This window comes from Enterobacter sp. QK-SA4, assembly GCF_056856775.1.
Genome location: NZ_JBXFXH010000007.1, coordinates 3,426,892 through 3,439,172, shown reverse-complemented (window position 1 = coordinate 3,439,172; position 12,281 = coordinate 3,426,892). Strand labels below are relative to the sequence as shown.

Below are 12,281 nucleotides of genomic sequence, written 5' to 3'. Positions count from 1 at the left end.
TTCACCTTTTAAACCAGGCCGAACAGCGTCAACAGCAGGTCGATCACCTTGATACCGATGAAGGGCACCACCAGCCCGCCCAGCCCGTAAATCCACAGGTTGCGGCGCAGCATGGCGGCGGCCGTGAGCGGCTTATAGCTCACGCCCTTCAGCGCGAGCGGGATCAGGAAGACAATAATCAGAGCGTTAAAGATGACTGCGCTCAGGATGGCCGATGCCGGAGAGTGCAGGTGCATCACGTTCAACGCGTTTAATTGCGGGTAGGTCGCAGCAAACGCCGCCGGAATGATGGCAAAATATTTCGCCACGTCGTTGGCGATACTGAACGTGGTCAGCGACCCGCGCGTCATCAGCATCTGCTTGCCGATGTGCACCACTTCAATCAGCTTGGTCGGGTTAGAGTCGAGGTCGACCATGTTGCCCGCCTCTTTTGCCGCCTGGGTACCAGAGTTCATCGCCACCGCCACGTCGGCCTGCGCCAGGGCTGGGGCGTCGTTGGTACCGTCGCCGGTCATCGCCACCAGACGGCCTTCCGCCTGATACTGACGAATCAGCGCCAGTTTCGCTTCCGGTGTGGCTTCGGAAAGAAAATCATCCACGCCCGCTTCGGCGGCAATCGCCGCGGCGGTAAGACGGTTATCCCCGGTGATCATCACCGTTTTGATCCCCATTTTACGCAGCTGGGCAAAGCGCTCCTTGATACCGCCTTTGACGATATCCTTCAGGGCAATCACCCCCAGCACGTGTGCGCCCTCGGCCACCACCAGCGGCGTCGCCCCCTGACGGGCCACGCTTTCGACCAGGCTGTCCACTTCCGGCGGGAAATGGCCATTGTTGGCCTCAATGTGGCGACGGATGGCATCAACAGAGCCTTTACGGATCATGCGATCCTGAATGTTAATGCCGCTCATGCGGGTTTGCGCCGTGAAGGGCACGAAAGTGGCGTGCAGGCTCTGAACGTCGCGCTGGCGCAGGTTAAAGCGCTGCTTGGCGAGGATCACGATACTGCGGCCTTCCGGGGTTTCATCGGCAAGCGAAGAGAGCTGTGCGGCATCCGCCAGCGTTTTTTCATCCACGCCCGGGGCGGGCAGGAAATCTGACGCCTGGCGATTACCGAGGGTAATAGTCCCGGTTTTATCCAGCAGTAAGACGTCCACGTCACCGGCGGCTTCCACCGCCCGCCCGCTGGTGGCGATGACGTTGGCACCGAGCATACGGCTCATGCCGGCTACGCCGATGGCTGACAGCAGGCCACCAATGGTGGTGGGGATCAGGCAGACCAGCAGCGCCACCAGCACCGTGATGGTGACCGCGGTGCCGCCATAGGCTGAGAACGGCCACAGCGTCGCGGTTGCCAGCAGGAAGACGATGGTCAGGGCCACCAGCAGGATGGTCAGGGCAATCTCGTTCGGCGTTTTACGACGCTGCGCGCCTTCCACCATGGCGATCATCCGGTCGAGGAAGGTTTCCCCCGGGTTAACGCTACACTGGATCACCAGCCAGTCGGAGAGAATGCGCGTCCCGCCCGTCACGGAGGCGAAATCGCCGCCGGATTCGCGGATAACCGGCGCGGATTCCCCGGTAATGGCGCTTTCGTCCACCGAGGCGCCCCCTTCGATGACTTCACCGTCGCAAGGGATAATGTCCCCGGCTTCCACCAGCACCACATCGCCTTTGCGCAGTTCATCCGCCGGAACGTGGTCCATCTGCGCGCCGTATTTCGGTTCACGTAGCTTGCGCGCGAAGGCGGTTTTCTTCACCCCTTTCAGGCTGTTGGCCTGGGCTTTACTCCGGCCTTCCGCCAGCGCTTCCGCAAAGTTGGCGAACAGCACGGTAAACCACAGCCACAGGCTGATGGCGCCGGTAAACATCGCATTTCCCGGCATGTGGCCCGTACCCATGGCAATCGCCAGGGCGGTGGTCAGTACGCTTCCCGCCCAGACAATAAACATCACCGGGTTGTGCCACTGCACGCGCGGACTCAGCTTTTTCACCGCATCCATGAGCGCCTGGCGAACTAATGACGGTTCGAACAGGGCCAGTTGTTTACGACTCATGACAATTTCTCCGCAAAATCAGCGTAAAGAGAGGTATTCCGCGACCGGGCCTAACGCGAGGGCGGGGATAAAGGTCAGGGCGCCGACCAGTAAAACGGTACCCGTCAGCAGGCCGATAAACAGCGCGCCGTGGGTCGGCAATGTCCCGGTGGTGGTCGGTTGGATTTTTTTATTCACCAGCGATCCGGCAATCGCCAACACCGGCACAATGATCCCAAAGCGACCCACAAACATGCAGAACGCCAGCAGGCAGTTCCAGAACGGTGAGTTGGCGCTTAACCCCGCAAAGGCGCTGCCGTTGTTGTTGGCGGCAGAAGAGACGGCATACAGCACTTCACTAAAACCGTGAATGCCGGGGTTAAAGATGCCGCTGCGTCCGGCCTCGGTCATCAGCGCCAGCGCGGTGCCGAGCAGCACAAGCGCCGGGGTGACCAGAATCGCCAGCGCGGTTAATTTCATCTCGCGAACGTCGATTTTTTTACCGAGGTATTCCGGGGTGCGGCCAATCATCAAACCGGCAATAAACACCGCCAGCAGCACGAACAGCAGCATGCCGTACAGACCCGAACCTACGCCGCCAAAGACGACTTCGCCAATCTGCATCAGCCACATCGGGATCATGCCACCCAGCGCCGTAAAGGAATCGTGCATGGCGTTGACTGCCCCGCACGAGGCCGCCGTGGTGACCACCGCATACAGGCTGCTGGCGAGAATGCCAAAGCGGCTCTCTTTACCTTCCATGTTGATATTGCTGTTGCTGTTGGCCCCCAGCTGCATGAAATGGCTGTTGCCGCTCCATTCAGCCCACATCACCAGCGCCACGCAGACCACAAAGATCAGAGACATGGTCCAGAGCAAGGTGCGGCCCTGACGGCGATCGTTAACCACATCACCAAAGGCAAAGCAGAGCGCGGCGGGGATCAGGAAAATCGCCAGCATCTGCACATAATTTGTCAATGCGGTAGGGTTTTCAAATGGATGCGACGAGTTGGCGTTGAAGAAGCCACCTCCGTTCGTCCCGAGCATTTTGATGGCTTCCTGTGACGCTACAGGCCCCATCGGCAGGAGCTGTTTTGCACCTTCCAGCGAGGTATAGGACGCGTAAGGCATCAGGTTTTGCAGGGTGCCCTGCTGGATGAAGAACAGCGCGATCAGCAGCGCAATTGGCAGCAGGATCCACAGCGTAATGCGGGTCAAATCCACCCACGCGTTACCCAGGGTATTGATTTTCTGACGCGCAAACGCACGCGTCAGCGCGAAGATTACCGCGATACCGCTGGCGGCCGAGAGGAAGTTTTGCACGGTTAACCCGACCATCTGGCTGAAATAGCTCAGCGTGGTTTCACCGGCGTAGGACTGCCAGTTGGTGTTAGTGACAAAGCTCACCGCCGTGTTCAGCGCAAGATGCCAGGACAGGCCCGGTAACTGTTGCGGATTCAGCGGCAGGATGCCCTGCAACATCAGCATGGCAAAAAGCGCAATGAGCCCAACGATATTCAGCAGCAGAATGGCGATCAGATACTGACGCCAGCTCATCTCCCGATCGTCTATTCCCAGTACGCGCCAGATCCCTTTTTCAACGCTTCCCGTGCCGGGCAAAGGGACGTTGTTGATTAATCGTGCCAGTCCCGATCCCAGTGGCCTTGCCAGAATGAACAGTACCACTAAGAAGCTGGCAATAAGCAGAAACGCCTGAGCAGCCATCAGAAGGCCTCCGCATTTATCAGGGCATAGACCAGATAACCCAATAACAGGAACACCAGCACGATGCCGGCAATAAGACCTGCACTCACAATCCACCTCCGGGTGACTTTCGTTGTTGTACTAACGGTAGGATTTCCGGCGCAAAGATTTCGCAAAAATGGGGAGGGCGGGTGTAAAAAAAGTATAAAAATGGCAAAACCCACAATTTAACTATTGATAAGTAAATCGTTAACTTTTTTGTAACTTAATTACGGAGGGAATGTAAATATTCACTAAATGGGCAAAAATAAGTGGTCGGATGAGTAGTAAAATTACAAACAAAGCGATATTATTTTAGCCAGGTCACAGATTTTGAATTTTCCGGATGACGTTTCCGGCCAACTATAGGGGAGAAAAATATGGATCTTTATAAAGAGTATCCGGCTCATATCGTGTTCTTGCGCCGCGCTTTCGCCGTAGTGGCTGGCGTGCTGGCTCTGCCGGTGATGCTGTTCTGGAAAGATCGTGCACGTTTTTACAGCTATCTGCACCGCGTGTGGGCGAAAACCAGCGAGAAGCCGGTGTGGATGGATCAGGCCGAGAAAGCGACCTGCGATTTCTACTGATACGAAGACTACACATAGCAATAAAAAAACCGCCAACAGCAATGTGGCGGTTTTTTTGTCCCTCAAGATTCGCGGTCCGTTGGGTGGTTTTGCAGCCCCTACCCGGGATTTTTATCATACCCTCCTGTAAGGAGATGGCAATCCCTCGAAGCCTTTATAAATTCCTAATTTTATTCGAGTATCTTACCTTCTCAGCGGATGTTAATTATGATGCTGCGTCCCTTTCCGCCATCTCGCAAATGGGCATCGGTCCTGGGAAAGGTGTATTTACAGCCGTAAAGCAGCCCGCCTACCCGGGCTTGTGTCCACCGACTTATCACCGGTGGTGAACGGTGGAGCGGTTAGCAGCAGGGACCGCATAATGAAACGCTATTTTTGCATCGCGTTCATTGTCGCCAGCGTACTCGTTGTAAAGAGCGATGAGCCGAATGGGTTTGTCGTTTTATCCACGATAGCGCAGGACAAGTAGCGCCAAGGCCGCCTCGGGCGGCCTTTTTTATTTCATCCCGTCTACACTTCATGGCAAAGTAGTTCAATGCATGCTTTTTCCTTTTACGGCATGCCCTTACGGACATAATGGATAATTGCCTGGAGTTTTATGCCCACCCATCTGGTTTGGTTTCGTGCGGACCTGCGCGTACATGACAACATCGCCCTTGCGGCAGCCTGCCGCGCCAAAGACGCTAACGTATTGGCACTGTTTATGGCCACGCCCGAGCAGTGGCGGCAGCACGATATGGCCCCCCGGCAGGCGGCCTTGCTCCGGGCGTATCTGAACGATCTGCAGCACTCGCTTGCCGGAAAAGGCATACCGCTTCTCTATAAAGAGGTGGGTGATTTTGCCGCACAGCTTCAGACGGTGCAGGAGATCTGTAAGCAGCACAAGGTCACGCATCTTTTTTACAACTATCAGTACGAATTCAACGAGCAGCAGCGCGACCGTCAGCTGGAGAAGATGCTGGAAGGGGTGGTCTGCGAAGGGTTTGATGACAGCGTGATGCTGGCACCGGGCAGCGTGATGACCGGCAACCACGAGATGTATAAAGTTTTTACTCCGTTCAAAAATGCCTTTATCAAACGTCTGAAAGAGGCGCTGCCGGAGTGCGTTGCCGCGCCTGCCGTGCGAGGCGAAGCTATAAAAGAGCTGCCTGAGCTGACGTTTGATTACCCTCAGCAGCCGTTTGATGAAACGCTGTTCCCCGCCGATGAGAAATCTGCCATCGCCCAACTGCGCCAGTTCTGCAAGCAGGACGCGGCCAGTTACGACGCGCGTCGGGATTTTCCCGCCATCGAGGGTACCAGCCGCCTGTCGGCCTGTCTGGCGCTGGGTGCGATCTCACCGCGCCAGTGTTTGCATCGTCTGCTGGCGGAGCAGCCGCAGGCGTTGGATGGCGGCGCAGGGTCTGTCTGGCTGAATGAGCTTATCTGGCGCGAGTTTTATCGTCATCTGATGACCTTTCATCCTGGTTTGTGTAAGCATCGGCCCTTCATTGGCTGGACCGATAATGTAAAGTGGCAATCGAATGATAAGCAGCTGAAAGCCTGGCAAAGCGGGCAGACGGGCTATCCGATAGTCGATGCCGCCATGCGTCAGCTTAATGAGACGGGGTGGATGCACAACCGCCTGCGGATGATTACCGCCAGCTTTCTGGTGAAGGATCTGCTTATCGACTGGCGTATCGGAGAGCGCTATTTTATCTCTCAGCTGATCGATGGCGATCTCGCGGCGAATAACGGCGGCTGGCAGTGGGCGGCCTCTACCGGCACCGATGCCGCACCCTATTTCCGGATTTTCAATCCGACCACGCAGGGGCAAAAATTTGATGCGGACGGCGAGTTTATCCGCCGCTGGGTTCCTGAACTTAACGGTATACCTGCTAAAGCGATCCACGAACCGTGGGCATGGGCGGATAAACAGCGTGTAAAGCTGGATTACCCTCGTCCGATTGTCGACCATAAACAGGCGCGTGTCGCCACGCTGGCGGCGTACGAAGCTGCCCGCAAAGCATAAGAGAGTGATGATGAAAAACAGCGAACTGGAAAGCCTGATTAACGAAAAACTGAACAGTACCTCCTTCAGCGATTACGGCCCGAACGGGCTCCAGGTTGAAGGCCGTGAGACGGTGCAAAAAATTATCACCGGCGTGACGGCAAGCCAGGCGCTGCTGGACGAGGCCGTTCGTCAGAACGCCGACGCGGTGATTGTTCATCACGGTTACTTCTGGAAAAACGAATCGCCGATTATTCGTGGGATGAAGCGCAATCGCCTGAAAACGCTGCTGGCAAATGACATCAACCTGTACGGCTACCATCTGCCGCTGGATGCGCACCCGGAGCTCGGCAACAACGTCCAGCTGGCGCAGCTACTGGGGATTACCGTGATGGGTGAAATTGAGCCGCTGGTGCCGTGGGGCGAGCTGGCGATGCCGGTTCCGGGGCTGGAGCTGGCCTCGTGGATTGAAGCGCGCCTGGGCCGTCGTCCGCTGTGGAGCGGTGATACCGGTCCGGATACGGTGAAGCGTGTCGCATGGTGTACCGGTGGCGGTCAGGGCTTTATCGACAGCGCCGCGCGCTTCGGCGTCGATGCTTTTATCACCGGCGAGGTTTCCGAGCAGACCATTCATTCGGCGCGTGAACAGGGGCTGCATTTTTACGCCGCTGGCCATCACGCCACCGAGCGCGGCGGCATTCGCGCCCTCAGCGAGTGGCTGACGGAAAATACCGATCTGGATGTGACCTTTATTGATATCCCTAACCCAGCCTGACGAGAGGTAGTTAAGTGCAGCGAGCGCGTTGTTATCTTCTGGGTGAAACCGCAGTGGTTCTGGAGCTTGAACCACCGGTGACGCTTGCCACGCAAAAGCGTATCTGGCGGCTGACCCAGCGTCTGGCCGACATGCCTGAAGTGGTTGAGACCATTCCGGGTATGAATAACATAACCGTCGTGCTGCGTAGCCCGCATACCCTGGCGCTGGATGCCATTGAACGTTTGCAGCGCTGGTGGGAAGAGAGTGAGGCGCTGGAACCGGAGTCGCGTGCCATTCAGATCCCGGTCGTTTATGGCGGTACGGGTGGGCCAGATCTTGGCGTGGTGGCAGACCACTGCGGATTAACAGAAAAGCAGGTTGTTGAGCTGCACAGTTCGGTTGACTACGTGGTCTGGTTCCTTGGGTTTCAGCCCGGATTCCCGTATCTGGGCGGATTATCTCCCCGGCTGCATACGCCACGCCGTGCCGAGCCGCGCGTGAGCGTGCCGGCGGGGACGGTGGCTATCGGCGGTGAGCAGACCGGCGTTTATCCGCTGACATCGCCTGGCGGCTGGCAGCTTATAGGGCATACCGCTACACCGTTATTTGAACCCGGGCTGGAGACGCCAATACTCTTGCGTCCCGGGGATACCCTTCGCTTTATTCCGCAGAAGGAGGGTGTATGTTAACGCTTATTCGCGCCGGGCTTTACACCTCCGTACAGGATGCCGGTCGCTTTGGTCTGCGCCAGTCGGGCGTGAGCTACTGCGGTGCGCTTGACCGTCCTTCGCTGGAGATTGCCAACCTGCTTGTGGGCAACGAAGGCAGCACGGCGGCGCTAGAAATTACGCTGGGTCAGTGTGTGATTGAGTTTGGTCAGGAAACCTGGTTTGCCTTAACCGGCGCAGGGTGTGATGCGACGCTGGATGGCAAAGCGGTGTGGACCGGCTGGCGGCTGCGGGCGAAAGCCGGGCAGCGCCTGACGCTCAAACGTCCGCTGCACGGCGTGCGTAGCTATCTCGCGGTGGCTGGCGGCATTGACGTGCCGGAGGTGCTGGGTTCATCCAGTACCGATCAGAAGGCCGGGATCGGCGGTCACGAAGGACGTTTGTTGCGCGACGGCGATCGGCTGGCAATCAAACCCTCCGCGCGCCATTTCTCGACCACGCAGGGCGTAAAACAGCTGCTGTGGGGAAACCAGATCCGCGCCTTACCGGGGCCGGAATATCATGAGTTTGACGAGGCTTCTAAAGAGTCCTTCTGGCGTGCGCCGTGGAAGATCAGCCCGCAGAGTAACCGCATGGGCTACCGCCTTCAGGGGCAGCCGCTGACCCGCACGACGGACCGGGAGCTGCTTTCCCACGGTTTATTGCCTGGGGTTATTCAGGTGCCGGGAAACGGTCAGCCCATCGTATTAATGAACGATGCGCAAACTACCGGCGGCTATCCGCGCATTGCCTGCATCATTGAAGCGGATCGCTACCATCTGGCGCAAATTCCCCTCGGCCAGCCGATTCACTTCGTGCAGTGTTCGCTGGAGGAGGCGCTTAAGGCGCGGCAGGATCAGCAGCGTTATCTTGAACAGCTGGCGTGGAGGCTTGATGGTAAAGATTGATTTGAACGCCGATCTGGGGGAGGGCGGAAGCGCAGATGCTCAACTGATGATGCTGGTCTCCTCGGTCAATATCGCCTGCGGCTTTCACGCGGGTGATGCCCAAACCATGCTGGAGAGCGTGCGTAATGCCATTAAAAACGGCGTCGCGATTGGGGCTCACCCCAGCTTTCCCGATCGGGAAAACTTTGGCCGCACGGCGATGGATCTTCCCCCTGAGACGGTCTACGCTCAGGTGCTCTACCAGATCGGCGCGCTGGAGGCGATGGTGCGCGCCCAGAACGGCGTGATGCGCCACGTGAAGCCGCACGGCATGCTCTACAACCAGGCGGCGAAAGATGCGGATCTGGCGGACGCCATTGCCCGCGCGGTGCGGGACTGTAATCCGCAGCTGATTCTGGTAGGCCTTGCGGGCAGCCAGCTGATTCGTGCCGGAGAACGGCTGGGCCTGACCACCCGTCAGGAAGTGTTTGCCGATCGGGGATACCAGCCGGACGGAAGCCTGGTGCCGCGGACGCAGGCCGGGGCGCTGATTACCGACGAAGCTAAAGCGCTGGCGCAGACGCTGGAGATGGTGCGCGCCGGGCGGGTGATCGCCGTGGACGGAACACCGGCAAACGTGCAGGCCGATACGGTATGTTTACACGGCGATGGCGAGCATGCGCTCCAGTTCGCGCGCCGCTTGCGGGCAGCGTTCTCTGAAGAGGGTATCCTCGTCAGCGCCGAATAATGACGATAAGGACACAAAAATGCCTGAAGGTCCGGAGATCCGCCGCGCGGCGGATAGCCTGGAGGCGGCGATAAAGGGCAAACCCCTGACGGATGTCTGGTTTGCTTTTCCTCAACTGAAACCGTTTGAATCACAGCTGGTGGGCCAGACGGTGACCCATATTGAAACGCGCGGCAAAGCCTTGCTTACGCACTTTTCCCATAACCTGACGTTATATAGCCATAACCAGCTTTACGGCGTCTGGCGCGTGGTGGAGGCGGACGAGCAGCCGCAAACCACTCGCGTGCTGCGCGTCAGGCTGCAAACGGCGGATAAAGCGATCCTACTCTATAGCGCGTCGGATATCGAAATGCTTACGCCGGAGCAGCTGCTGACGCACCCGTTTCTGCAGCGGGTCGGGCCGGACGTGCTGGACATGCGCCTGACGGCGAGCGACGTGAAGGCCCGGCTGTTATCACCTAAATTCCGTAACCGACAGTTTTCCGGTTTGTTCCTCGACCAGGCCTTTCTGGCCGGGCTGGGCAACTACCTGCGGGTAGAGATCCTCTGGGAAGTCGGGCTGGCGGCGCAGCATAAAGCGTCTGAGCTGAATGATGAACAGCTGGAGGCGTTGTCCCACGCGCTGCTGGATATTCCGCGGCTCTCGTACAACACGCGCGGCGTGGCGGATGAGAACACGCATCACGGGGCGCTGTTCCGGTTCAAGGTGTTTCATCGGGCGGGGAAGAAGTGCGAGCGATGCGGCGGGATTATCGACAGGATTATGCTCTCTTCCAGACCTTTTTACTGGTGCCCGCACTGCCAGAAATAAAAGTAAAACGGTAACCCTTGGGTTACCGTTTTTAATGTTTTCACCCTCACCCTGTGGGAGAGGGCCGGGGTGAGGGCATCAGGCCGCACCCAACATCTTTTAGCGCTTCAGGTCAGACTTAAAATCACGCTGCTCGTAGCCGGTATACAGCTGACGAGGACGGGCGATTTTCATGCCTTCGCTGTGCATTTCGTTCCAGTGCGCAATCCAGCCTACGGTACGGGCCATAGCGAAGATCACGGTGAACATGGAAGACGGAATGCCCATCGCTTTCAGAATAATGCCAGAGTAGAAATCGACGTTCGGGTAGAGTTTCTTCTCGATGAAGTACGGGTCGTTCAGTGCGATGTGTTCCAGCTCCATCGCCACTTCCAGCAGATCATCTTTGGTACCCAGCTCTTTCAGCACTTCGTGGCAGGTCTCACGCATGACGGTGGCGCGCGGGTCGTAGTTTTTGTAAACACGGTGACCGAAGCCCATCAGGCGGAAGGAGTCATTCTTGTCTTTCGCGCGACGCACGAACTCAGGAATGTGCTCAACGGTGCTGATCTCTTCCAGCATCTTCAGTGCCGCTTCGTTCGCGCCGCCGTGCGCCGGTCCCCACAGGGAAGCGATGCCCGCAGCGATACAGGCGAACGGGTTCGCGCCTGAAGAGCCCGCGGTACGGACGGTAGAGGTAGAGGCGTTTTGTTCGTGGTCAGCGTGCAGGATCAGAATACGGTCCATTGCGCGTTCCAGCACCGGGTTCACTTCGTACTCTTCGCACGGTGTGGAGAACATCATGCGCAGGAAGTTACCCGCGTAAGAGAGGTCATTGCGCGGATACACAAACGGCTGGCCGATGGAGTATTTGTAGCACATCGCCGCCATGGTCGGCATTTTGGACAGCAGGCGGAACGCCGCGATATCACGGTGACGCGGGTTATTCACGTCAAGGGAGTCGTGGTAGAACGCCGCCAGCGCACCGGTGATACCGCACATCACCGCCATCGGGTGAGAGTCACGGCGGAACGCATGGAACAGACGGGTAATCTGCTCATGGATCATGGTGTGACGGGTCACGGTGGTTTTGAATTCATCGTACTGTGCCTGCGTTGGTTTTTCGCCGTTCAGCAGGATGTAGCACACTTCCAGATAGTTGGATTCGGTGGCTAACTGATCGATGGGGAAGCCGCGATGGAGCAGGATACCTTCGTCACCGTCAATGTAGGTGATTTTGGATTCGCAAGATGCGGTAGAGGTAAATCCAGGGTCAAAGGTGAATACACCTTTAGAGCCCAGCGTACGGATATCAATAACATCCTGACCGAGCGTGCCTTTTAGCACATCCAGTTCAATAGCAGTGTCACCATTTAGGGTGAGCGTTGCCTTTGTATCAGCCATTTACGGTCTCCTTAGCGCCTTATGCTTAAGACTGCGCTTTACCGGATTTGCTTTCAGCTGTTAATCACCGTTACCAGATTGTTATTTGGCTTTCCGCTCAGCTCACGAGGACAAACCAGGGTACAGAGCTATGGCGCCTTGCAGGTAAACGAATGAAATATCAGTGAAACCACAGCAAATCAGCGTTTTTGCAGTCCGAATTATTCAAACCTGTATATCACTAATAACTGTCCTGATAACTTCGGTCAATACCATCACACTGTTACATAACTATTTGTCAGGTGAAAGAGAGACCTCATAACTTTTGCGCATTATATGCCTTTTCTGATGACGTTTGTAACAATATTGTTTAACATTTGTCAAATCAGATGATTAAAAATTAAAAAGATGTTGTTATCGTGACCCTGATCACTGTTCCAGAGAAAACCCGACAAACTGTATGTAGGTTAATTGTAATGATTTTGTGAACGGCCTATACTGCCGCCAGGTCTCCGGAACACCCTGCAATCCCGAGCCACCCAGCGTTGTAACGTGTCGTTTAAGCATCTGGAAGCAGTGTTTTGCATGACGCGCAGTTATAGAAAAGGAACGCTGCTTGACCCGCATCGCAGTCCGGAGGAAGGAAACAATAA

Annotated in this window: 11 protein-coding genes; 7 read left to right on the top strand and 4 right to left on the bottom strand. The window is 56.8% G+C overall.

Going from position 1 to position 12,281, the window contains the following annotated elements; all coding sequences use genetic code 11:
• Positions 1 to 8 precede the first annotated feature (8 nt).
• The 3 genes from kdpB to kdpF are packed head-to-tail and all read right to left on the bottom strand — an operon-like array spanning position 9 to position 3,850.
• On the bottom strand, positions 9 to 2,057 hold the full coding sequence (kdpB, locus tag AC1VYI_RS18225; RefSeq protein ID WP_023310779.1) for a potassium-transporting ATPase subunit KdpB: 2,049 nt from the start codon (positions 2,055 to 2,057) through the stop codon (positions 9 to 11).
• Between the two features lie 18 nt (positions 2,058 to 2,075).
• Positions 2,076 to 3,761 (bottom strand): potassium-transporting ATPase subunit KdpA, encoded by a 1,686-nt coding sequence (kdpA, locus tag AC1VYI_RS18220; protein WP_134866652.1) that lies wholly within the window; start codon positions 3,759 to 3,761, stop codon positions 2,076 to 2,078.
• A complete protein-coding gene (gene kdpF, locus AC1VYI_RS18215; RefSeq protein WP_014069365.1) occupies positions 3,761 to 3,850 on the bottom strand; it encodes a K(+)-transporting ATPase subunit F in 90 nt (29 codons plus the stop codon). Before kdpF ends, kdpA begins: the two co-directional genes overlap by 1 nt.
• A 309-nt stretch (positions 3,851 to 4,159) precedes the next feature.
• Here kdpF and AC1VYI_RS18210 point away from each other — a divergent pair, with 309 nt between their 5' ends.
• The 7 genes from AC1VYI_RS18210 (at position 4,160) to nei (ending at position 10,266) form a co-directional block, all read left to right on the top strand.
• Positions 4,160 to 4,366: a YbfA family protein gene (locus AC1VYI_RS18210; protein ID WP_023310781.1), complete on the top strand. Its 207-nt coding sequence runs from the start codon at positions 4,160 to 4,162 to the stop codon at positions 4,364 to 4,366.
• A gap of 598 nt (positions 4,367 to 4,964) precedes the next feature.
• Positions 4,965 to 6,377: a deoxyribodipyrimidine photo-lyase gene (phrB, locus tag AC1VYI_RS18205; protein WP_045619228.1), complete on the top strand. Its 1,413-nt coding sequence runs from the start codon at positions 4,965 to 4,967 to the stop codon at positions 6,375 to 6,377.
• A 10-nt stretch (positions 6,378 to 6,387) separates the two neighbouring features.
• A complete protein-coding gene (locus AC1VYI_RS18200; RefSeq protein ID WP_023310783.1) occupies positions 6,388 to 7,131 on the top strand; it encodes a type 2 GTP cyclohydrolase I in 744 nt (247 codons plus the stop codon).
• 14 nt (positions 7,132 to 7,145) lie between these two features.
• Positions 7,146 to 7,802, top strand: a complete 657-nt coding sequence (gene pxpB / locus AC1VYI_RS18195; RefSeq protein WP_023310784.1) for a 5-oxoprolinase subunit PxpB — start codon at positions 7,146 to 7,148, stop codon at positions 7,800 to 7,802.
• Positions 7,796 to 8,728, top strand: coding sequence for a 5-oxoprolinase subunit PxpC (gene pxpC, locus AC1VYI_RS18190; RefSeq protein ID WP_023310785.1), 933 nt, complete (start codon positions 7,796 to 7,798; stop codon positions 8,726 to 8,728). The genes pxpB and pxpC overlap by 7 nt, the downstream gene beginning before the upstream one ends.
• Entirely contained in the window at positions 8,715 to 9,455 is a 741-nt protein-coding gene (pxpA, locus tag AC1VYI_RS18185; RefSeq protein ID WP_226483636.1) for a 5-oxoprolinase subunit PxpA, read from the top strand. Before pxpC ends, pxpA begins: the two co-directional genes overlap by 14 nt.
• A 19-nt stretch (positions 9,456 to 9,474) precedes the next feature.
• Positions 9,475 to 10,266 carry an endonuclease VIII gene (gene nei / locus AC1VYI_RS18180; RefSeq protein ID WP_023310787.1) on the top strand — a complete coding sequence of 264 codons (792 nt, stop codon included), beginning with the start codon at positions 9,475 to 9,477 and terminating at the stop codon, positions 10,264 to 10,266.
• Between the two features lie 99 nt (positions 10,267 to 10,365).
• Here nei and AC1VYI_RS18175 read toward each other — a convergent pair whose 3' ends face one another.
• Positions 10,366 to 11,649: a citrate synthase gene (locus AC1VYI_RS18175; RefSeq protein ID WP_023310788.1), complete on the bottom strand. Its 1,284-nt coding sequence runs from the start codon at positions 11,647 to 11,649 to the stop codon at positions 10,366 to 10,368.
• Positions 11,650 to 12,281: the final 632 nt, after the last annotated feature.